This window comes from Staphylococcus parequorum, from assembly GCF_039237145.1.
GTDB classification, from domain to species: Bacteria; Bacillota; Bacilli; order Staphylococcales; family Staphylococcaceae; genus Staphylococcus; species Staphylococcus equorum_A.
The window spans coordinates 2,774,374-2,799,057 of sequence record NZ_CP150682.1 but is presented as its reverse complement, the minus strand read 5'-3'; the positions used below and the strand labels follow the sequence as shown (position 1 = coordinate 2,799,057).

General features: G+C 35.6%; 18 protein-coding genes. 16 read left to right on the top strand and 2 right to left on the bottom strand.

Translation table 11 applies throughout. From position 1 onward, the window contains the following. Positions 1-74 precede the first annotated feature (74 nt). From rpoB to tuf, 7 genes are all read left to right on the top strand, one after another. Positions 75-3,626, top strand: a complete 3,552-nt coding sequence (gene rpoB / locus AAA453_RS13755; protein WP_069833283.1) for a DNA-directed RNA polymerase subunit beta — start codon at positions 75-77, stop codon at positions 3,624-3,626. A gap of 168 nt (positions 3,627-3,794) precedes the next feature. After that, positions 3,795-7,391, top strand: a complete 3,597-nt coding sequence (gene rpoC, locus AAA453_RS13750) for a DNA-directed RNA polymerase subunit beta' (RefSeq protein ID WP_176723006.1) — start codon at positions 3,795-3,797, stop codon at positions 7,389-7,391. Between the two features lie 159 nt (positions 7,392-7,550). After that, positions 7,551-7,805, top strand: coding sequence for a ribosomal L7Ae/L30e/S12e/Gadd45 family protein (locus AAA453_RS13745; RefSeq protein WP_002508567.1), 255 nt, complete (start codon positions 7,551-7,553; stop codon positions 7,803-7,805). A 95-nt stretch (positions 7,806-7,900) separates the two neighbouring features. Then, on the top strand, positions 7,901-8,314 hold the full coding sequence (rpsL, locus tag AAA453_RS13740; protein ID WP_002508566.1) for a 30S ribosomal protein S12: 414 nt from the start codon (positions 7,901-7,903) through the stop codon (positions 8,312-8,314). 70 nt (positions 8,315-8,384) lie between these two features. Further along, positions 8,385-8,855, top strand: a complete 471-nt coding sequence (rpsG, locus tag AAA453_RS13735; RefSeq protein ID WP_002508565.1) for a 30S ribosomal protein S7 — start codon at positions 8,385-8,387, stop codon at positions 8,853-8,855. Positions 8,856-8,974: 119 nt separating this feature from the next. Beyond that, positions 8,975-11,065: an elongation factor G gene (gene fusA, locus AAA453_RS13730; protein ID WP_427705466.1), complete on the top strand. Its 2,091-nt coding sequence runs from the start codon at positions 8,975-8,977 to the stop codon at positions 11,063-11,065. A gap of 222 nt (positions 11,066-11,287) precedes the next feature. Further along, positions 11,288-12,475 carry an elongation factor Tu gene (tuf, locus tag AAA453_RS13725; protein ID WP_069833279.1) on the top strand — a complete coding sequence of 396 codons (1,188 nt, stop codon included), beginning with the start codon at positions 11,288-11,290 and terminating at the stop codon, positions 12,473-12,475. 594 nt (positions 12,476-13,069) lie between these two features. Here the strand turns inward: tuf and AAA453_RS13720 are convergent. Beyond that, positions 13,070-14,251: a M20 family metallopeptidase gene (locus AAA453_RS13720; protein ID WP_037539624.1), complete on the bottom strand. Its 1,182-nt coding sequence runs from the start codon at positions 14,249-14,251 to the stop codon at positions 13,070-13,072. 191 nt (positions 14,252-14,442) lie between these two features. Between AAA453_RS13720 and AAA453_RS13715 the strand changes: the two genes are divergently transcribed. Then, on the top strand, positions 14,443-15,633 hold the full coding sequence (locus tag AAA453_RS13715; RefSeq protein ID WP_002508561.1) for a glycine C-acetyltransferase: 1,191 nt from the start codon (positions 14,443-14,445) through the stop codon (positions 15,631-15,633). A 219-nt stretch (positions 15,634-15,852) separates the two neighbouring features. On the opposite strand, the gene AAA453_RS13710 is transcribed toward AAA453_RS13715, so the two are convergent. Continuing rightward, positions 15,853-16,296, bottom strand: coding sequence for a hypothetical protein (locus AAA453_RS13710; protein ID WP_427705464.1), 444 nt, complete (start codon positions 16,294-16,296; stop codon positions 15,853-15,855). Between the two features lie 422 nt (positions 16,297-16,718). Between AAA453_RS13710 and AAA453_RS13705 the strand changes: the two genes are divergently transcribed. The 8 genes from AAA453_RS13705 to AAA453_RS13670 all read left to right on the top strand — a co-directional run bounded on the left by AAA453_RS13705 (position 16,719) and on the right by AAA453_RS13670 (position 24,608). Then, positions 16,719-19,613, top strand: coding sequence for a bifunctional glycosyltransferase/CDP-glycerol:glycerophosphate glycerophosphotransferase (locus tag AAA453_RS13705; RefSeq protein ID WP_427705462.1), 2,895 nt, complete (start codon positions 16,719-16,721; stop codon positions 19,611-19,613). Positions 19,614-19,684: 71 nt separating this feature from the next. Beyond that, positions 19,685-20,257, top strand: a complete 573-nt coding sequence (locus AAA453_RS13700; protein WP_064783197.1) for a GNAT family N-acetyltransferase — start codon at positions 19,685-19,687, stop codon at positions 20,255-20,257. Between the two features lie 25 nt (positions 20,258-20,282). Continuing rightward, complete coding sequence (locus tag AAA453_RS13695) at positions 20,283-20,789, top strand: GNAT family N-acetyltransferase (RefSeq protein WP_056935259.1); 507 nt, start codon at positions 20,283-20,285, stop codon at positions 20,787-20,789. A gap of 188 nt (positions 20,790-20,977) precedes the next feature. Then, a complete protein-coding gene (locus tag AAA453_RS13690) occupies positions 20,978-21,682 on the top strand; it encodes a CoA transferase subunit A (RefSeq protein WP_427705460.1) in 705 nt (234 codons plus the stop codon). Next, positions 21,675-22,322 (top strand): 3-oxoacid CoA-transferase subunit B, encoded by a 648-nt coding sequence (locus tag AAA453_RS13685; RefSeq protein ID WP_069821069.1) that lies wholly within the window; start codon positions 21,675-21,677, stop codon positions 22,320-22,322. The genes AAA453_RS13690 and AAA453_RS13685 overlap by 8 nt, the downstream gene beginning before the upstream one ends. 9 nt (positions 22,323-22,331) lie before the next feature. Next, positions 22,332-23,108, top strand: coding sequence for a 3-hydroxybutyrate dehydrogenase (locus AAA453_RS13680; protein WP_069821068.1), 777 nt, complete (start codon positions 22,332-22,334; stop codon positions 23,106-23,108). Between the two features lie 108 nt (positions 23,109-23,216). Then, positions 23,217-23,636, top strand: a complete 420-nt coding sequence (locus AAA453_RS13675; protein WP_069821067.1) for a hypothetical protein — start codon at positions 23,217-23,219, stop codon at positions 23,634-23,636. A 9-nt stretch (positions 23,637-23,645) separates the two neighbouring features. Continuing rightward, on the top strand, positions 23,646-24,608 hold the full coding sequence (locus AAA453_RS13670; RefSeq protein WP_069821066.1) for an ornithine cyclodeaminase family protein: 963 nt from the start codon (positions 23,646-23,648) through the stop codon (positions 24,606-24,608). Positions 24,609-24,684 lie beyond the last annotated feature (76 nt).

The following is a 24,684-nucleotide window of genomic DNA, read 5'->3' as shown; positions in this document are numbered from 1 at the left end:
CCGTTTTCTTTTTATCTCATTATATTGGCTCATTTAGTAAAAGTAAACACGCAATTTTTGAGGGGTGAATCTGTTTGGCAGGTCAATTTGTCCAATATGGAAGACATCGTAAACGTAGAAACTATGCGAGAATTTCAGAGGTATTAGAATTACCGAATTTAATTGAGATTCAGACTGAGTCTTACGAGTGGTTCTTAGAAGAAGGTTTATTAGAAATGTTTAGAGACATTTCTCCGATTGAAGATTTCACAGGCAATCTTTCTTTAGAGTTTGTAGATTATAGACTCGGAGAACCGAAATATGATTTAGAAGAATCAAAAAACCGTGATACAACGTATTCTGCACCTCTACGTGTAAAAGTACGTCTAATCATCAAAGAAACTGGCGAAGTGAAAGAGCAAGAAGTATTTATGGGCGATTTCCCATTAATGACAGATACAGGTACATTCGTAATAAATGGTGCTGAACGTGTAATCGTTTCACAATTAGTTCGTTCACCATCCGTATACTTCAATGAAAAACTAGATAAAAATGGTCGTACAAACTTCGATGCAACAATTATTCCTAACCGTGGTGCATGGTTAGAATATGAAACTGATGCGAAAGATGTTGTTTATGTACGTATTGATAGAACAAGAAAATTACCATTAACAGTATTATTACGTGCTTTAGGTTTCTCAACTGATCAAGAAATCGTTGATCTTTTAGGTGAAAACGAGTACCTACGTAATACTTTAGAAAAAGATGGTACTGAAAATACTGATCAAGCATTATTAGAAATTTATGAGCGCTTACGCCCTGGCGAACCGCCTACAGTTGAAAATGCTAAGAGCTTATTATATTCTCGTTTCTTTGATCCGAAACGCTATGACTTAGCTAGTGTAGGTCGTTACAAAGCGAATAAAAAACTTCACTTGAAACACCGTTTATTCAATCAGAAATTAGCTGAACCAATTGTTAATACTGAAACAGGTGAAATTGTAGCTGAAGAAGGTACAGTCTTAGATCGTCGTAATTTAGATGAAGTTATGGATGTACTAGAAGCAAATGCAAATAGTGAAGTCTTTGAATTAGAAGGTACTGTTATTGATGAACCTGTTGAGATTCAATCAATCAAAGTTTACGTACCGAACGATGAAGAAGGACGTACAACTACCGTGATTGGTAATGCTTTCCCTGATTCAGAAGTGAAATGTATTACACCAGCAGATATTATTGCATCAATGTCATACTTCTTTAACTTATTAAGTGGTATTGGCTTTACAGATGATATTGACCATTTAGGTAATCGTCGTCTACGTTCAGTAGGGGAACTATTACAAAATCAATTCCGTATTGGTTTATCAAGAATGGAACGTGTTGTACGTGAAAGAATGTCTATCCAAGACACTGATTCTGTTACGCCTCAACAACTAATCAATATTCGTCCTGTTATTGCATCTATTAAAGAATTCTTTGGTAGTTCTCAATTATCACAATTCATGGACCAAGCCAATCCATTAGCTGAGTTAACACATAAACGTCGTTTATCAGCATTAGGACCCGGCGGTTTAACACGTGAACGTGCTCAAATGGAAGTACGTGACGTTCATTATTCTCACTATGGTCGTATGTGTCCAATCGAAACACCAGAGGGTCCGAATATCGGACTTATCAACTCACTTTCTAGTTACGCGCGTGTGAATGAATTTGGTTTCATTGAAACACCTTACCGTAAAGTAGATCTTGAAACACATTCAATCACAGATCAAATTGACTACTTAACTGCTGACGAAGAAGACAGCTATGTAGTAGCTCAAGCAAACTCTGTATTAGATGAAAATGGTCGTTTCGTAGAAGACGAAGTTGTTTGTCGTTTCCGTGGTAATAACACAGTTATGGCTAAAGAAAAAATGGATTACATGGATGTTTCACCTAAGCAAGTTGTTTCTGCTGCGACAGCATGTATTCCTTTCTTAGAAAATGATGACTCTAACCGTGCATTGATGGGTGCAAACATGCAACGTCAAGCAGTGCCATTGATGAATCCTGAATCACCATTTGTAGGTACTGGTATGGAGCACGTGGCAGCACGTGACTCTGGTGCAGCAATTGTTGCAAAACATAAAGGCCGTGTTGAACACGTTGAATCTAATGAAATTCTTGTACGTCGACTTATCGAAGAAGATGGCCAAGAATATGAAGGCGAATTAGATCGCTATCCATTATCAAAATTCAAACGTTCAAATACTGGTACATGTTATAACCAAAGACCTATCATTGCTACTGGCGATGTAGTGACTAAAGGCGAAATTTTAGCTGACGGTCCTTCAATGGAACTTGGTGAAATGGCATTAGGTAGAAACTTAGTTGTAGGTTTCATGACTTGGGACGGTTATAACTATGAGGATGCTGTAATCATGAGTGAACGTCTAGTTAAAGATGACGTATACACTTCTATTCATATTGAAGAGTATGAATCTGAAGCACGTGATACAAAACTAGGACCTGAAGAAATCACTCGTGATATTCCTAACGTTTCAGATAGTGCACTTAAAAACTTAGATGACCGCGGTATTGTATACGTAGGTGCTGAAGTTAATGATGGTGACATCTTAGTCGGTAAAGTAACGCCTAAAGGTGTAACAGAATTAACTGCAGAAGAACGTTTACTACATGCAATCTTCGGTGAAAAAGCACGTGAAGTTCGCGATACATCATTACGCGTACCTCATGGTGCAGGTGGTATTGTTCTAGATGTTAAAGTCTTTAACCGTGAAGAAGGAGACGACACATTATCTCCAGGTGTTAACCAATTAGTTCGTGTTTATATCGTTCAAAAACGTAAAATACACGTTGGTGACAAAATGTGTGGTCGTCATGGTAACAAGGGTGTAATTTCTAAACTTGTTCCTGAAGAAGATATGCCTTATTTACCAGACGGTACGCCAATCGATATCATGTTGAACCCACTTGGTGTTCCATCACGTATGAATATCGGACAAGTATTAGAGCTACACTTAGGTATGGCTGCTAAAAACTTAGGTATTCACGTTGCTTCACCAGTATTTGATGGTGCGAGTGATGACGATGTATGGTCAACAATTGAAGAAGCTGGTATGGCTCGTGACGGTAAGACGGTATTATATGACGGACGTACAGGTGAACCATTTGATAACAGAATTTCAGTTGGTGTAATGTACATGCTGAAACTTGCTCACATGGTTGACGATAAATTACACGCACGTTCAACTGGACCTTACTCACTTGTTACGCAACAACCACTTGGTGGTAAAGCACAATTTGGTGGACAACGTTTCGGTGAGATGGAAGTATGGGCACTTGAAGCATACGGTGCTGCATATACACTTCAAGAAATCTTAACTTACAAATCCGATGATACAGTAGGTCGTGTGAAAACATATGAAGCTATTGTTAAAGGTGAAAACATCACTAAACCAGGTGTTCCTGAATCATTCAGAGTATTGATGAAAGAATTACAAAGTTTAGGGTTAGACGTTAAGATTATGGACGAGCATGACAATGAAATTGACATGCAAGACACTGAAGATGATGATGTCGTTGAACGTAAAGTGGATCTTCAACAAAAAGAAGCGCCACAATCACAGAAAGAAATTACAGACTAATTGCATTTAAGTTTATAAAAGAATACACCAAGTTAAGGTACAATACATGTTTGTATTTGCCTTAATCTTGGTTATTCCATTATTGATATAGAGCAATCAATCAATTTGCACAGCTAATCTAAATTGAAGGAGGTAGGCTCCTTGATTGATGTAAATAATTTCCATTATATGAAAATAGGACTTGCTTCACCCGAAAAAATCCGTTCATGGTCTTTTGGTGAGGTTAAAAAGCCAGAAACAATTAACTATCGTACTTTAAAACCAGAAAAAGATGGTCTATTCTGTGAGAGAATATTTGGACCTTCGAAAGACTGGGAATGTAGTTGTGGTAAATACAAACGTGTACGTTATAAAGGTATGGTTTGTGACAGATGTGGAGTAGAAGTAACTAAGTCAAAAGTGCGCCGTGAAAGAATGGGCCATATTGAATTAGCTGCGCCTGTATCACACATTTGGTACTTCAAAGGTATTCCAAGTCGTATGGGTCTTTTATTAGATATGTCACCAAGAGCGTTAGAAGAAGTTATTTACTTCGCTTCTTATGTTGTTGTTAATCCAGGTCCAACTGGTTTAGAGCAAAAGACATTATTATCTGAAGCAGAATTCAGAGATTACTATGATAAATTCCCAGGTAAATTCAACGCCAAGATGGGTGCTGAAGGTATCAAAGAATTACTACAAGAAATCGACTTAGACGCTGAACTCAAACAACTAAGAGATGAGTTAGAATCAGCAACAGGTCAAAGACTTACACGTGCAATTAAACGTTTAGAAGTAGTTGAATCATTCAGACATTCTGGTAATAATCCAGCATGGATGGTGTTAGACGTACTTCCAATTATTCCACCAGAAATCAGACCAATGGTTCAATTAGATGGTGGACGTTTTGCTACAAGTGATCTTAATGATTTGTATCGTCGTGTTATCAACCGTAACAACCGTTTGAAACGTTTATTAGACTTAGGTGCTCCAGGCATCATCGTCCAAAACGAAAAACGTATGTTACAAGAAGCTGTTGATGCACTTATCGATAATGGTCGTCGTGGCCGTCCAGTTACTGGACCAGGTAACCGCCCATTAAAATCTCTTTCTCATATGTTAAAAGGTAAACAAGGACGTTTCCGTCAAAACTTATTAGGTAAACGTGTTGACTATTCAGGTCGTTCAGTTATTGCAGTTGGACCTAGCTTGAAAATGTATCAATGTGGACTACCTAAAGAGATGGCATTAGAATTGTTCAAACCTTTCATCATGAAAGAATTAGTTCAACGTGAAATTGCTACAAACATTAAAAATGCGAAAAGTAAGATTGAACGCATGGATGATGAAGTTTGGGACGTATTGGAAGATGTTATCAAAGAACACCCAGTACTTTTAAACCGTGCACCAACACTTCACAGATTAGGTATTCAAGCATTTGAACCTACATTAGTTGAAGGTCGTGCAATTCGTCTACATCCACTTGCTACAACAGCTTACAACGCTGACTTTGATGGTGACCAAATGGCTGTTCACGTACCATTATCTAAAGAAGCTCAAGCAGAAGCACGTATGTTAATGCTTGCAGCACAAAATATCTTAAACCCTAAAGATGGTAAACCAGTTGTAACACCTTCACAAGATATGGTGCTAGGTAACTATTACTTAACTTTAGAGCGTAAAGAATCAGTGAATACTGGTGCGATTTTCAATGATACAAATGAAGTATTAAAAGCTTATGCTAATGGCTACGTACACTTACATTCACGTATTGGTGTGCATGCTAAATCATTTAATAATCCAACATTTACTGAAGAACAAAACCAAAAACTCTTGTTAACTTCAGTTGGTAAAGTTATATTCAATGAAATCATTCCAGATTCATTTGCATATATTAATGAACCAACACAAACTAATTTAGAAAATAAAACACCAGCTAGATATTTCATATCTGCTACTGAATTAGGAGAAGGCGGATTAAAAGAATACTTCGATAATCAAGAATTAATTGAACCATTCAATAAGAATTTCTTAGGAAATATTATTGCAGAAGTCTTCAATCGTTTCAGCATCACAGATACGTCTATGATGTTAGACAGAATGAAAGACTTAGGATTCAAGTTTTCAACTAAAGCAGGGATCACTGTTGGTGTATCTGATATCGTAGTATTACCAGATAAGCAAGAAATTTTAGATGAACACGAAAAATTAGTTGAGAGAATTACTAAACAATTTAACCGTGGTTTAATCACTGAATTTGAACGTTATAACGCAGTTGTTGAAATTTGGACTGACGCAAAAGACCAAATTCAGAAAAAATTAATGGGCTCACTTGATAAAACAAACCCAATCTTTATGATGAGTGACTCTGGTGCCCGTGGTAACGCATCTAACTTTACACAGTTAGCAGGTATGCGTGGACTTATGGCTGCACCATCAGGTAAGATTATTGAATTACCGATCACTTCTTCATTCCGTGAAGGTTTAACAGTATTAGAGTACTTTATCTCTACCCATGGTGCGCGTAAAGGTCTTGCCGATACAGCACTTAAAACAGCCGATTCAGGTTACCTTACTCGTCGTCTTGTTGACGTTGCTCAAGATGTTATTGTTCGTGATGAAGATTGTGGCACTGACCGTGGTCTACTTGTTTCTGATATCAAAGAAGGTACAGAAATGATCGAACCATTCATCGAACGTATTGAAGGACGTTATTCTAAAGAAACTGTCCGTCATCCAGAGACTGATGAAGTAATTGTACAACCAGATCAATTAGTTACTGCAGACATTGCTAAACAAATTACAGACGCTGGTATTGAATCAATGTATATACGTTCAGCATTTACATGTAATACACGTCATGGTGTTTGTGAAAAATGTTACGGTAAAAACCTTGCTACCGGTGAAAAAGTTGAAGTTGGTGAAGCAGTTGGTACAATTGCTGCACAATCAATTGGTGAACCAGGTACACAGCTTACAATGCGTACATTCCATACAGGTGGGGTAGCAGGTAGTGACATCACGCAAGGTCTTCCACGTATTCAAGAGATCTTCGAAGCACGTAATCCTAAAGGTCAAGCCGTGATTACAGAAATCGAAGGTGTCGTTGATGACATCAAGATTGCGAAAGACCGTCAACAAGAAATCGTTATTAAAGGTGCTAACGAATCTAAATCATATTTAGCTTCAGGTACTTCAAGATTGAAAGTTGAAGTTGGTCAAGGCGTTGAACGTGGTGAAGTTCTAACTGAAGGTTCAATCGAGCCTAAGAACTACTTATCTGTATCAGGTTTAAATGCAACAGAAAGTTATCTATTAAAAGAAGTTCAAAAAGTTTACCGTATGCAAGGTGTGGAAATTGATGATAAACACGTTGAAGTTATGGTTAGACAAATGCTACGTAAAGTACGCATTATCGAAGCTGGAGATACTAAATTACTTCCAGGTTCATTAGTAGATATTCATAGCTTTACTGATGCAAACCGTGACGCATTTAAAGAACGTAAACGTCCAGCAACAGCTAAACCAGTCTTACTAGGTATTACGAAAGCGTCTCTTGAAACAGAAAGCTTCTTATCAGCAGCTTCGTTCCAAGAAACAACACGTGTACTTACAGATGCTGCAATTAAAGGTAAACGTGATAACTTACTTGGTCTTAAAGAGAATGTTATCATCGGTAAATTAATTCCAGCTGGTACTGGTATGAGACGTTACAGAGATGTTAAATACGACACAGTTGCACCAAATAAAGAAGTTACAGAAGAATCAGAGACAACTAAGATGTAATTCTTTTTACTAAATAAACAAGGTGATCGAGATATTATATTTCGGTCACTTGTTTTTTATGTTTTTTGAAGAATTTATCGTATTTAAAGTTGACTCAACAGTAGCTAAGATGTTATTATTATTAAGGTTGATGCAAGCAGAACTTTGGAGGATATTTTAATGTCTAATGAAAAAGTTGCACGCTTTAACAAACAACATCATGTTATTGGACTTAAACAAACGCTTAAGGCTTTGGATAAGAACCAAGTTACATCATTGATTATTGCTGAAGACGTTGAAGTTCATTTACTGACTCGCGTGTTAAGTCAAATCAATCATAAACAGATACCTGTTTCATTTTTCAAAAGCAAACAAGCTTTAGGAGAATATGTAGGTATTAACGTTAATGCAACAATTGTTGCGTTATTAAAATGAGATTAGTAAGAATTATTCTTACTAAATTTTATTTGCCCTTGAAATGAACCACCTGGATGTGTGGGATTATAAATGATGAGAGGAGGAAACATTCAATGCCAACTATTAATCAATTGGTACGCAAACCTAGACAAAGCAAATCGAAAACATACGGTTCACCAGCTTTGAACAGAAACTTTAACAGCAAAAAGAAAAAATACACTAGTTTAAACTCTCCACAAAAACGTGGTGTTTGTACTCGTGTAGGTACTATGGCTCCTAAAAAACCTAACTCCGCGTTACGTAAATATGCCCGTGTACGTTTGTCAAACAGTATCGAAATTAATGCGTATATCCCTGGTATCGGACATAACTTACAAGAACACAGTGTTGTACTTGTACGTGGTGGACGTGTAAAAGATTTACCTGGTGTACGTTATCACGTTGTACGTGGTGCGCTTGATACTTCAGGCGTAGATGGACGTAGAAAGAGTCGTTCAAAATACGGAGCTAAAAAACCTAAAAAATAAGTTTAAGATTGCGTAAATTTTCGCTATAAAATTAAAAATTATACTATAATAGGAAGGGAGGATTTACATTATGCCTCGTAAAGGATCAGTACCAAAAAGAGACGTATTACCGGATCCAATCCACAATTCAAAATTAGTTACAAAATTAATCAACAAAATCATGTTAGATGGTAAACGTGGGACAGCTCAAAGAATTCTTTATTCTGCTTTCGACTTAGTTCAAGAACGTAGTGGTCGTGAAGCTGTTGAAGTTTTCGATGAAGCTATCGACAACATCATGCCAGTATTAGAAGTTAAAGCTCGCCGTGTAGGTGGTTCTAACTATCAAGTACCAGTTGAAGTTCGTCCAGAACGTCGTACGACTTTAGGACTTCGTTGGTTAGTTAATTATTCGCGTCACCGTGGTGAAAAAACTATGGAAGAGCGTTTAGCTAACGAAATCTTAGATGCAGCCAACAATACAGGTGGCGCAGTTAAGAAACGTGAAGACACTCACAAAATGGCTGAAGCTAACAAAGCCTTCGCTCACTATCGTTGGTAGGATAGTAGCTTTATCCCTGAGCATGTTCCACATTGATAGTTTACTATCTAAGGCGTGTGCTTAGGGCATCGCCATATTTATAGTATTTATTCGCAGTTATACTGGAAGGAGAAAAATACATGGCTAGAGATTTTAGTTTAGACAGAACTCGTAATATCGGTATCATGGCTCACATCGATGCTGGTAAAACAACTACGACAGAACGTATTCTTTACTATACTGGACGTATCCACAAAATTGGTGAAACTCATGAAGGAGCTTCACAAATGGACTGGATGGAACAGGAACAAGATCGTGGTATCACAATCACTTCTGCTGCAACAACAGCAGAATGGGCTGATCACCGTGTAAATATCATCGATACACCAGGACACGTAGACTTCACTGTTGAAGTTGAACGTTCATTACGTGTACTTGATGGCGCAGTAACAGTACTTGATGCACAATCAGGTGTTGAGCCGCAAACTGAAACAGTTTGGCGTCAAGCAACAAACTATAGTGTACCTCGTATTGTCTTCGTAAACAAAATGGACAAAATGGGAGCTAACTTTGAATATGCAGTTAGCACTATTCATGACCGTTTACAAGCTAATGCACAACCAATTCAATTACCAATTGGTGCTGAAGATCAATTTGAAGCAATCATTGACTTAGTTGAAATGAAATGTTTCAAATATAACAATAACGAAGGAACTGAAATTGAGGAAATTGAAATTCCTGAGGATCATAAAGAAAGAGCTGACGAAGCTCGTTCAGCATTAATTGAAGCAGTAGCTGAAAGTAATGATGAATTAATGGAAAAATATTTAGCTGACGAAGCAATCAGTGTCGCTGAATTAAAAGATGCTATCCGCCAAGCAACTAATGATATTGAATTTTATCCAGTTCTTGTTGGTACAGCGTTCAAAAACAAAGGTGTTCAGTTATTGCTTGACGCAGTAATTGATTACCTACCATCACCATTAGACGTTAAACCAATTGTTGGACACCGTGCTGATGAGCCAGAAGAAGAAGTTATCGCAAAAGCTGATGACGATGCTGAGTTCGCTGCTTTAGCGTTCAAAGTAATGACTGACCCTTATGTTGGTAAGTTAACATTCTTCCGTGTTTATTCAGGACATCTTTCATCTGGTTCATACGTTAAGAACTCTACGAAAGGTAAACGTGAACGTGTAGGTCGTTTACTACAAATGCACGCTAACTCTCGTCAAGAGCTTGACACAGTATACTCAGGAGATATCGCTGCTGCGGTAGGTCTTAAAGATACTGCTACTGGTGATACTTTATGTGGTGAGAAGAATGACATTATCTTGGAATCTATGGATTTCCCAGAACCTGTTATTCACTTATCTGTTGAACCAAAATCTAAAGCTGACCAAGACAAGATGACTACAGCTTTAGTTAAGTTACAAGAAGAAGATCCAACATTCCATGCACACACAGACGATGAAACTGGACAAGTTATCATTGGTGGTATGGGTGAACTTCACTTAGATATCTTAGTAGACCGTATGAAGAAAGAATTTAACGTTGAATGTAACGTTGGTGCTCCAATGGTTTCATACCGTGAAACATTTAAGCAATCAGCTCAAGTTCAAGGTAAATTCGCTCGTCAATCTGGTGGTCGTGGTCAATATGGTGACGTTAAGATTGAATTCGCGCCTAACGAAACTGGTGGCGGTTTTGAATTCGAAAACGCTATCGTTGGTGGTGTAGTTCCTCGTGAATACATTCCATCAGTTGAAGCAGGACTTAAAGATTCAATGGAAAACGGTGTATTAGCTGGTTATCCTTTAATTGATGTTAAAGCTAAATTATATGACGGTTCATACCATGATGTCGATTCATCAGAAATGGCCTTCAAAATTGCTGCATCATTAGCGCTTAAAGAAGCTGCTAAAAAATGTGATCCAGTTATCTTAGAACCAATGATGAAAGTAACAATCGAAATGCCTGAAGAGTACATGGGTGACATCATGGGTGACGTAACATCTCGTCGTGGACGTGTTGATGGTATGGAACCTCGTGGTAATGCACAAGTTGTTAACGCTTTTGTACCACTTTCAGAAATGTTCGGTTATGCAACATCATTACGTTCTAACACTCAAGGTCGCGGTACGTATACTATGTACTTTGACCACTATGCAGAAGTTCCAAAATCAGTTGCTGAAGCAATTATCAAGAAAAACAGTGGTAATTCAGCAGAGTAATTAAATTTATTTTGTAAGATAACAGTCTAGCTGTTAATTACATGTAAAGCTTAATTATGTAGCTTACAGTTTTATCAATTGATTTTTTAGCTGAAATGCATTATAAAGGTACTATATAGTCCTTTATTACAAGTAACAAATATTCTTCTCGTGACAGTGAGTAACTGTCATGAGAGATAAATTTTAAAAATTAATTTTCTAACGAATAGGAGAGATTTTATAATGGCTAAAGAAAAATTCGACCGCTCAAAAACCCATGCCAATATTGGTACTATCGGACACGTTGACCATGGTAAAACTACTTTAACAGCTGCAATTGCAACTGTATTAGCAAAAAATGGTGACGCTGTAGCTCAATCATATGACATGATTGATAACGCTCCAGAAGAAAAAGAACGTGGTATTACAATTAATACTTCTCACATTGAGTACCAAACTGAAAAACGTCACTATGCTCACGTTGACTGCCCAGGTCACGCTGACTATGTGAAAAACATGATCACTGGTGCTGCTCAAATGGACGGCGGTATCTTAGTAGTATCTGCTGCTGATGGTCCAATGCCTCAAACTCGTGAACATATCTTGTTATCACGTAACGTTGGTGTTCCAGCATTAGTTGTATTCTTAAACAAAGTTGACATGGTTGACGATGAAGAATTACTAGAATTAGTTGAAATGGAAGTTCGTGACTTATTAAGCGAATATGACTTCCCTGGCGACGATGTTCCTGTAATCGCTGGTTCAGCATTAAAAGCGCTTGAAGGCGTTGAAGAATATGAAAACAAAATTTTAGAATTAATGGACGCTGTTGATGAATTTATCCCAACACCAGAACGTGATTCTGACAAACCATTCATGATGCCAGTTGAGGACGTATTCTCAATCACTGGTCGTGGTACTGTTGCTACAGGCCGTGTTGAACGTGGTCAAATCAAAGTCGGTGCTGAAATTGAAATCATCGGTATGCAAGAGGAATCAACTAAGACAACTGTTACAGGTGTTGAAATGTTCCGTAAATTACTAGACTACGCTGAAGCTGGCGACAACATTGGTGCTTTATTACGTGGTGTATCACGTGATGACATCTCTCGTGGACAAGTTTTAGCTGCGCCTGGTACTATTACACCGCATACTAACTTCAAAGCAGACGTTTATGTTTTATCAAAAGAAGAAGGTGGACGTCATACTCCATTCTTCACTAACTACCGTCCGCAATTCTATTTCCGTACTACTGACGTAACAGGCGTTGTTACTTTACCAGAAGGTACTGAAATGGTTATGCCTGGCGATAACGTTGAAATGCAAGTTGAATTGATTTCACCAATCGCTATCGAAGATGGTACTCGTTTCTCTATCCGTGAAGGTGGACGTACTGTTGGATCAGGCGTTGTAACTTCAATTATTAAATAATAAATAATTTCTATCTTTGATAGATATTTTAGGAGCCTCCTTTATGGAGGCTCTTTTTTTATATAGAAGCCCTTATTACAACAAGGGATTAGGGCTTCTTAATATAATTGTCTTTAGCACTTTTTATCATTATATACGCGGACATCGCTCTAGCTTGTAGTCTTCATCTTGTAGTCTTCCCGTAGGTGTGGGAGCAAATAACTGCAGTTTTAAGCAAATAGTATAATTGAATTAATGAAAATAAAAATAATAATGAAAACAAACAAGCACAATGCCAAAATGACATTGTGCTTGTTTATATAGGTAGATAGAAAAGTTATTACATAGTCAATATTTCATATAAGTAATAATAGGACGTCTGAGCTGTTGTAGTAGATCACATATGCTGAAGCATATGCGTAAGACTTACTAATCCAAATGAATTGGAAAGTAAGTCTTTATGCATAAAAACCACTAACGTAATAAAATTACGAAGTGGGAGAGGAACGCCTGCGTTGACACGCATGCATAAGCGCCACTAACTCATTTCATTCCTAAGTGATAAGGGATTACCTGAGCTAAAGCTCATGCATAAAAACCACTAACGTAATAAAATTACGAAGTGGTTTTAACAATCACATTTTCGAGTTCTAGAATTTTGAGGAATTGGCTAACGGTGTATTTCATTGCTTTTTCATCAATATTGAAGTTTGGACTGTGATGTGGGTGTGTTGTATCTTTTTCTGGATTACCGCATCCTGTTAGGAATAAAGCACCTGGACGGACTTTTAAGTAATGAGAGAAGTCTTCACCAATCATCATTAATTCTGACTCGTTGAATCTTAAGTTAATATCGTTTGCTGCTTTTTTAACAACTTCATAGCTATTTGGATTGTTGTGGACAGGTAGATAGCCCTTAATGTAATCCATTGTGTATGTGATGTCGTTTGCCACAGCAAGCCCTTGTAAGAGTTTATCCATTTTAGTCATAACATGAGTTTGAACTTCTGTATCGAATGTACGTACAGTGCCTTTACAAAATGCAGTGTCAGGGATGATATTATCTGCAGATCCTGCTTGGACCATACCAAAACTTATCACTGCCTGTTTGACAGGGTCAATCGTTCTTGAAACGATTTTTTGTGCACTCATAATAAATTCAGCCATGATAACTACAGGATCAATGGTTTCGTGTGGTTTGGCACCATGTCCGCCTTTACCTTGAATTGTAATGTTGAATTCATCTGGTGAAGCCATCATTGCACCAGCACGTGAATAAATCGTACCTGTAGGATAACCGCTCCATAAATGGTTAGCGTATATTTTGTCTACGTCTTGTAAACAACCATCGTCTATCATTTCTTGAGAGCCACCTGGCATTACTTCTTCGCCATATTGGAAGATGAGCACCACGTTACCATTTAAAAATTGTAGATGATGCTCTATAATTTCAGCCACGCCTAATAAAGTTGCGGTGTGACCATCATGACCACATGCGTGCATGGCACCAGGATTTTTAGATTTGTAATCGACTTCTGTAAGTTCATCTATAGGTAGTGCATCGAAGTCTGCACGTAATGCTACAGTGGGACCGTCGCCACGACCTTTAAAAGTCGCAACGATACCATTGCGACCTACGGGTGTACGTATTTCACATGACAATTGACTCAATTGATTTTGAATATAATCATGAGTATGGTATTCTTCGAACGATAATTCGGGATATTGATGTAAGTAACGACGTACTTGTATCATTTTACTTTCTTTTTCTTGCGCTAGTTGAAACCAATCAAACAACTTCAACCCTTCTTCCTTAGTCATTTTTATCCAGTATACCATTTAAAATAACTTAACTGTACCACCAATTATTAACGGACAAATTCAATTGTAGAAAACGCTTTCTTTTTGATTATTATTCTACTTCCATGTATTTTAAAAATAGGTTATGATTAACTTAAACACAAAGACAATCCAAAGGGGGACTTGCAGTGGTACAATCACTACATGGCTTTTTAGATGAAAATATTCAGTATTTAAAGGATAACGGTTTATACAATGAAATCGATACAATTGAAGGTGCGAATGGGCCTGAAATTAATATCAAGGGAAAGAATTACGTTAACTTATCTTCAAACAATTATTTAGGACTAGCAACAGATGAAGATTTAAAGCAAGCTGCGAAAGATGCAATTGATACACATGGCGTTGGTGCGGGTGCAGTACGTTCGATTAATGGGACATTAGATTTACATGATGAATTAGAAGCAAAATTAGCTGAATTTAAAGGGACAGAAGCAGCAGTAGCGTATCAATCAGGTTTCAACTGTAATATGGCAGCAATTTCTGCTGTTATGAATAAACATGATGCGATACTTTCAGATGAATTAAATCACGCATCTATTATAGATGGCTGTCGTTTATCTAAAGCGAAAATTATTCGTGTAAACCACTCAGATATGGAAGACTTACGCGCAAAAGCAAAAGAAGCAGTGGAATCGGGTCAATATAATAAAGTAATGTACATTACTGATGGTGTATTCAGCATGGACGGTGATGTTGCGAAACTGCCAGAAATCGTTGAAATCGCTGAAGAATTTGGCTTAATTACTTATGTTGATGACGCACATGGTTCAGGCGTGATGGGTAAAGGTGCAGGCACAGTAAAACATTTTGGCTTACAAGACAAGATTGATTTCCAAATGGGTACGTTATCAAAAGCGATTGGTGTTGTAGGTGGTTATGTAGCTGGAACACAATCATTAATTGATTGGTTAAAAGTACAATCAAGACCATTTTTATTCTCTACATCATTAGCGCCTGGAGATACGAAAGCAATCACTGAATCAGTGAAAAAATTAATGGCATCTACAGAGTTACACGATAAACTTTGGGATAATGGTAATTATTTAAAAGCTGGATTAAAAGATCTAGGATTTAATATTGGTAACTCAGAAACACCAATCACACCTGTTATTATTGGCGATGAAAAGGAAACACAAGCGTTCAGTAGTCGTTTGAAAGACGAAGGCATCTATGTGAAGTCTATTGTCTTCCCAACAGTTCCTAAAGGCACAGGACGTGTGCGTAACATGCCAACAGCTGCGCATACGAAAGAAATGTTAGACCAAGCACTAGCTGCTTATGAAAAAGTAGGCAAAGAACTAGGAACAATTAAATAGTAATGATTTAAACTTGAGTCTGACACATCAACACGTGTTTCAGACTCAACCATTATGGGAGTTGGAAGATGAAATCAAACTTTGATTTCTTTTTCACTCCCGTTTTTTTATGACCAGAAAAGGGAAGAAATAGTGCATAACTAAAATAGCCATGATACTTTTTAGCAACATGGCTATTAAACATAATTATGTGAAAATGAGCAGGGTTTTCACTGTTGTTTAAAGTCCTGCTTTAGACTTTAAACGTTTACGTGCTTGTTTATTTTGGATAAATGGAATTGTGAACCATAAGATATGAAGCATACTTGCTAATATAACAAGTACAATTGGAATAAATATTTCAACTATACTAATATCTACAACGAATGATGCCAGAATAAACGCAGTGATAGACGGTACTGCACAAATAATTACTACTGTTAACAGTACAAATTGTAATACTTGTGTTGCGATAGGGCTATATATATCTAGTATGACAATAGCCACATAAAATAGAGTGATAAAGGCAAGTAGTACAATAATCCAACCGAGCACCAAACCAGTATCAGATTCAATAAAATTTTGATAGGGTGCTAAGATTGGCAGAATGAATAAAATTATTACTGATAACCATGACAGTACACCAAACAACAGAAATAATTTTTTCGATCTATTATGAGTCATAGTAACAACCTCCTTAAGATACCAAACCCATGTCATCTTATAGTTAAGAGATGTGTTTTTTACTAGAGGTAATTCTAAACGGCTAAGCACAATACAATTCATCCAATGCTTTCACTTATTCATATACCCACAAAATGGTATTTTTACACTATAGATTAATGGTCTTTTTAATAACAGAAAAGTACTTTTAAATATTAATTTTTAAGAATCACTCTCAATATAATTAATAAAACTATACTTTTAGCATTAATGAGTCGATTTTTAGACAAAAATATTAATAAATTTATATTTACCTCCACACATATTTTTCTTAATATAATTGTAATATATTGTATTAGACTGTGCTCTACTTAATGATGAATTGTTAAAGTGCAATTATCAAACATTGGAGCAATTGTCGAATTTTCAGGAGCGGCTAAAATATGAAGAAATTAGTGGTTTATGGTAGTTTTTCATCAATGAATGAAGTTGATGAAATCGTAACACATTGTAGAGATGAATATAAAAAAATTATTATAGCTTATCATATGAAATCTATGATACAAGCTGATATTGAAAACAGTCATGGTATTGACCTCGTACTGAAATATAAAGATTTAAGTGACTTGGCTATATTTGAAACTGAAGATTTTCAAATTATAAGTTTAAATGAACTTTTATATGAAAAATATGATTTTAAAATGAGTATTGTAATACCTGTATATAATACAGAACAATACATTGAAGAAACATTAGATAGTATTATTAAACAAAATATGAATTTAGAGGATATACAGATTATTCTTGTGAATGATGGATCGACAGATAATTCAGAGGCTATATTAACTAAATATAGAAATAGGTATCCTAATAATATTTATTATATAAGTAAACAAAATGAAGGGGTTTCTATCGCTAGAAATACAGGGTTAAAGTATGTAAGAGGTAAATATGTAAACTTTCTTGATTCGGATGACAAATGGGGACTTACAACTTTAAAGCATGTATATAATTATTTTGAAATGAATCCTACGCTTAATGTTATTTCTACAAGGTTAAGGTTTTTTGACAATATTGTTGGAGAACATCCCTTAAATTTTAAATATGAAAATAAAGTAAATAAAGTCGTAGATTTAAAACAAGATTATGATCATATTCAAATGAATGTTGCTTCTGTATTTTTTAGAACGTCAGCTATTAAAGGTGTAACTTTTGATGCTTCATTAAAATATGGTGAAGATGCTAAATTTGTTTACAATGTCATTAAACAAACTTTTAAAATTGGTTTAATGAGTTACACGCAAGGTTGTTATTGGTATAGAAAAAGAAGAGACGAATCATCAGCTATAGATAAAGCATTATCTAACCCAACGTTTTATAGTCCAACCATCGAAAAATTTCATAATTACTTAATCAATGACAACCGTGACAATAATATTCCTAAGTACGTACAAATGATGATTTTATATGATTTACAATATAGATTAAGTTATCAAAATATTACGCTTTCAACTCTGAACAGTAAACAACTAGAAAAATATACAAACCAAATCATTCAGTTACTTAAACGAATGGATGATGACGTAATCTCTAATGCCCATCTAAAGCAAATTAATGCTGTGTATCAAATCGCTATTTTATCAGTGAAATATGAAGGGACAAATTTAAATATAAAGCATGAAAACGGAGAATATAAAATATATTCAAACCAGATTTTTATTAAAAATGTGAGTGATATGTATTTAAAGACAGAATATCTTTATGAAAAAAACAAACTATTAAAATGCGGATATAGCTTACCAAATATTAATATGAATATTGATGTTATACCAGTAGCAATAATTAATAAAGAAGAAATTGTTCGACCTGTTCAAGAATCGATAATAACATCACAAAAATTTTTGAATAAAAACATCAGTTATAATAAATTTTACAGATTTGATATAAGTTTAAATGACGATATTAAGCAGATAGAATTAAAATATCTTGTGAATCATAGCAGCTTAGAAAAGATTAACCAAGTCAGTAAAACAAGGCATACGAATTTTAGTAATACGAGGACTCCATTTAAACAATATGCTAATAGAACGTTAAGAATTGAAGATAATAAGAAGATTCTCAATATCAAAAAGAAGCGGTTTATTATATGGAAAAATATACTTGGACTACTTAAAACTAAAAAAACGAGAAAGTCAGCTATATATAAAATCATAGGCATTATTAATAAAAAAAGAAGTAATGACAAAGTATGGTTATTCGTCGATAGATTAGATAAGGCAGGCGATAACGCAGAAGCATTATTTGATTTTGTGGTAAAAAACAAACCTGACGTTAAAGCATATTTTCTTATTTATCCTTCTAGCCCAGACTTTGTAAAGTTACGTGAAAAATATGGAGATAAGATTGTCGCATTTAATAGTAAAAGACACCATATACTCATGTTTAAAACAAACAAACTTTTCACATCACACTCAGAAGCATATCTGTTTAATCCATTTGGTGCCATCAATGGGAAATTTATCAGAGAGCTTTTAGACTTTGAATTCATATTTTTACAACATGGTGTAATTCAGAATGACTTATCTACGTTATTACATAAACGGAACAAACCAATAGATTATTTTATTACAAGTGCTGAAACAGAGAAAAGAGAAATTATAGAAAAATACGGTTTTAGTGAACAAGAAGTGATACTTTCAGGATTATCTAGGTTCGATTTATTAGGTAACAATAAAAAAAGTACTGAGCAAGTGATAACCGTCATGCCTACTTGGAGACCTCATCTACTTGAAGTAAGTGATAAACAATTCGTAGCAAGTCATTTTTATAAATCCATTTATGCATTTTTAACTCATCCTAAGATTCAACAAATAGCCAAACATAAAAACAATAAAATTAATTTGTGCTTACATCCGAGAATGCAAGACCGATTTTCGAAATTTTTTAAGCATATTACATATATCAACATCCCTAATCACTTTAGTTATAAAGATATCATTAGCAACACTAACTTGTTAATAACAGATGTATCGTCTATCGCATTTGATATTGCTTATTTAAGAAAACCAATCATTTATTATCAATTTGATATTGATGAAATTTATACATATTCAGTTTATACTCCAGGCTATTTCAACTATGTACAAAATGGGTTTGGTCCTGTAACTTATGATGTAACTTCATTAGTAAAAGAAGTTGTTAAAGTTAGAAAAAATAACTTCAAAATGAGCAAGTTTTACTTAAGAAGAAGTGCGATGTTTTTCAAATATCATGATCAAAATAATAGACAACGAACTATAGAGCTAATATCGGAACAAGCACTAAGGTATAAAGCGTAGTGAAAGATACGCTTTCATGGTGAAAAATGTTATAGTTTAGATAACAGATGGCGGTATGAAGGGGATTTTAGATGACGAAAAATTTAGGGTTGCATTTTACTACACAACGCCTTATCATTAGACCGTTGGAAGAAAATGATTACGAAACATGGTTGCGTGGTTTTGTAAACCGCAAGCCGTCTCAATTTAAATATGATAAAGGTCAAGTAGACATGTCAGAATCGACTGAACCGTGGTTTGCAGCGCTTATAGTAAGGCAACAACAAGCTATTGAAGCAGATGATTTATATATCTTTGGGATTTTTGATAAAGAGATGAATCATTTAGGCATGCTTGATATTAAGAACTTGAGCCGCGACAATTTTCAGTGGGCTGAAATTGGTTATTTTATTCACAATCAGTATTGGAATCAAGGCTTTGCTTATGAAGCAGTGACAGAATTAGTTAAGCAAGCACGAGATACACTGCATTTTCACAGACTTGAAGCACATATCAATATAGATAATGTGCCCTCAATTGGTTTGATTGAAAAAGTGGGCTTTCAATTTGAATGTGTGCGCAAAGGTTTCATATTTGAGAATGGCGAATGGACAGATCATTATGTGTACTATTTAAATACACACAACGAAATCATAGATGAGTAATAACTTAAAAGGAAGGAGTGTCAACATGGTTGAATTTAGAGAATTAACAATGGGTGACGAAGCATTATATTGTGATTATATGAGAGAATGGATTGATCATGATGAAAAGGTAGTACCCGAGATTACAAATATTACAAAATATAGTAATTTTGAAGAAATAGTTCACGAATTAGCAGATAACAAATCACACGATCAAACTGTAGATAATACGACATTGTTTTTAATAGATGATGATGAAATCATCGGTGCTGCCAATATTCGTCATAACTTAAACGATAGACTGAAAAAAGTCGGTGGCCATGTTGGCTACGGCATTCGCAAAAAATACCGTGGCAAAGGTTTTGGCAACAAGTTGTTGAAGAAATCTTTAGACTACTTATCAAGAATTGGTGTTCAAGAAGCTTTAATTACTTGTGATCAAGATAATGAAGTTTCCGTAGCAGTAATTAAGCACAACGGTGGCGAAGAAATCGAACCATCCACGTTAGATGATGGTACAGTAATACGCCGTTTCCAAATTGAGATAGCATAATAATAAAAATGTGGGATTTAAAGTTGTCAGCCGACGTGCTGACAACTTTTTTTGATTTATAATACTATAAGCTTTAAATTAACAATTAATGTAACCGCAAACATAAATAAAAGACTTCACTAGCAGTTTCAAGTATAATCGTTTTTAGTACTAGGTATTAAAACAATAGATAGAAATGAGGTTTATTTATGTCGAAAGTAATTAATGATATACATACAGCATTCGATGGATTAGAGGATGGCATGACTGTACTTGCTGGTGGCTTTGGGTTATGTGGCATACCAGAACATGCTATCGAAGCAATCCGTATGAAGGGTACGAAAGCTTTAACAGTAGTAAGTAATAACTGTGGTGTAGATGATTTTGGTTTAGGCCGTTTATTAGAGAAAAAACAAATTGATAAAATGATTAGTTCCTACGTGGGTGAAAATAAAATATTTGAACAACAATTAATTAATGGTGAATTAGATGTAGAATTAACACCACAGGGTACATTAGCTGAGAAATTACGTTCAGGTGGCGCAGGTATACCTGCTTTTTATACGAAAACAGGTGTCGGTACGTTAATCGCTGAAGGTAAAGAAACGCGTGAATTTGATGGTGAAACGTATGTCATGGAACGTGCGATTAAGGGTGATTTAGGTATTGTAAAAGCACAGAAAGCAGATACCTTTGGTAACTTAGTTTTTGAAAAAACTGCGCGTAATTTCAATCCATTATGTGCAATGGCTGCCACAACGACTGTCGTTGAAGTTGAAGAATTAGTTGAAGTTGGCGAAATTGATCCGGATGAAGTACATATGTCAGGCGTTTACATCGACTATATTTATTTAGGAAAGCATTTTGAAAAACGCATTGAGAAACGCACTGTAAAGGAGGCTAATCATGGATAAACAATTACAACGTAAGAAGATTATTCAACGTGCCGCACAAGAAATTAAAAGCGATATGGTAATTAATTTAGGTATCGGTATGCCTACGCTTGTGGCGAATGAAATCAATGACCATGTAGAGAATGTCTTTTTCCAATCTGAAAATGGATTGCTAGGTATCGGACCTTATCCAACAGACGCCGAAGTGGATCCTGATTTAATCAATGCAGGTAAAGAAACAGTAACTGCTGCGAAAGGTGCGTCGTATTTTGATAATGCGGAATCCTTCGCTATGATTCGTGGTGGACATATCGACTTAGCAATCCTTGGTGGCATGGAAGTCTCACAAACAGGAGATTTAGCCAATTACATGATTCCAGGTAAATTAGTCAAAGGTATGGGTGGCGCGATGGATTTAGTCGTCGGCGCACAAAAGGTCGTCGTAATTATGGATCACATGAATAAACATGGTGAATCTAAGATTAAAGCACAATGTGAATTACCACTCACTGGTGCTGGCGTCGTCAATACATTAATTACAGATTTAGCAGTATTTCAATTTGAAAACGGAGTGATGAAGCTTGTTGAATTACAAGATGATGTTACTTTGGAAGAAGTTGAAGCCAATACAGAAGCACAATTTGAAAATAATTTGAAGTAGGTGTGTAGAATGGTCAAAGATAAAGTAGTCATTATTACAGGTGCAGCAAGTGGCATCGGTTTAGGGATTGCGAGAGTATTTTTAGAAAATGGAGCTAAAGTCGTGTTAGCTGATTTAAACAATGAAAAATTAGCTCAGGAAACACATGATTTGAAAGACCAAGGTTACGATTGCATGCCAGTTCAAGTAGATGTCACTGACGAAGCAGCAGTTAAGAATATGATAGATGTAACGGTAGCAAAGTATGGTCGTTTAGACATTTTATTTAATAACGCAGGCTTACAACATGTTGAAAGTATCGAATCATTCCCAACTGACAAGTTCAGACAAATGATTGATATCATGCTAACTGGCAGTTTTATTGGTACAAAATATGCATTGCCGATTATGAAAGAACAACAATTTGGTCGTATTTTAAATATGGCTTCAATTAATGGCGTGATTGGTTTTGCTGGAAAAGCAGCGTATAACAGCGCTAAACATGGCATTATCGGTTTAACAAAAGTCTCAGCTTTGGAAACGGCGTCGGAAGGCATTACAGTCAATGCGATTTGTCCTGGTTACATAGATACGCCACTCGTACGTAATCAAATGGTAGATTTAGCTAAAGATAGAGGCGTCGAGGTAGAGCAAGTGTTAGAAGATGTATTATATCCGTTGATTCCACAAAAACGTTTATTAGATATTAAAGATATCGCAGATTATGCATTATTCTTGTGTAGCGACAGCGCTAAAAGTGTCACCGGACAAGCGATTTTAATAGATGGTGGTTATACTGTTCAATAATTAAAAAAATATAAATAATATTTAATCTTAATTCAGTGATAATTTTCAATAAAAATATGTTACGTTATAGATAACTTAATATATTGATGACTTGAGGGTGAATTACTGATGAAAGGTCCAGACGCAAATGATACAAGTTGGGTATCTATTATTTTTACCATTGCTTGTCTTGCAATGTCAGAAATACTAGAAAATAGTTTGTATAATAAAATGCTTACTGCAGTTATGATTTTAATATTGATTTTTATTGTAATTCGTAGATTGAAAGTGACTTTATATGATATACAAACACAAGATGACAATATAAACACATTTATTAGTGTGAAAGCTGACTATTGGATTTTATACGTTAAAGATATGATTGGTTATGTACTGATGGCAGCAATCTTTTTTGACTTTTTATTTATAAAAAATAGTTTGGCGTGGCTTATATTATTGATAATCGTTATTTTATTTGGACTCTTAATACTATTTGAGAATAAATTTGAAAAGAAAACCGACATTCTTGAAACAAATGATATGAAATAGAGGTGTTTTATGCTTTTTATAAGCGCAGAAGAACAAGCACAATTATTAGATATGTCAGAAATTGTTGAAGCAGTAGCGGAATCTTTACGTGCATATTCAGAGGGCAAGACTGATACACCTTTGCGCTATTCGTTACCTTTTAACGAGGATAACCGTTATCTCGTGATGCCGGCATTGTCAGATGAATTGAAGATTGTCGGACTGAAGACAGTGACCGTGGCACCAAATAATACTAAAGTCGGTAAGAAAACCATCGTGGGATCTGTTATTTTATCTGATTATGAAACGGGTGAAACACTAGCAGTACTCGAAGGCTCTTATTTAACGAAGATACGTACAGGTGCGATATCAGGTGTTGCTACGAAATACCTTGCACGTGAAGACGCTAAAACATTATGTGTCATAGGCACAGGAGATCAAGCGGAAGGTCTTATTAAAGCAGTCCTTGCTGTAAGGCAAATTGATCGTATACAGTTTTACAATCGCAAGTATGAAAAAGCTGTGACCTTTGCTGAAGAAGTAGAAAGTGAATATCCAAATCTAGATTTAGCAGTGTTTGATAATGTCGACGAAGCCTTAGAAGACGCGGATGTCATCGTAACTGCTACCAATGCATCAGAACCAGTATTTCATAAGCGTTTAGCGCCAGGCGTTCACTTAAATGCTGTCGGTTCCTTTAAACCAGATATGCAAGAATTACCATCTCAAACCATTGCAGATGCAGACAAGGTTGTTGTAGAAGCCGTAGAAGCGGCCATGGAAGAAACAGGAGACTTAATCAACCCGGTAGCAGAAGGTGTATTTAAAGCAGATGGTTTATACGGAGAACTCGGGAACATTGTTTCTGCAAAATTAGAAGGCAGACTATCAGAAGATGAAATTACAATTTTCAAATCCGTAGGCGTAGCCATCGTTGATATCGTAGTAGCCAATTACTTTTATCAAAAACTATTGAAACAACAAAACGAATAAATGAAATAGTCGATAAAAATTAAATTAATTAGATTCATTTTAAAAATTAAGTATAACAGTATTGAAAATATGATAT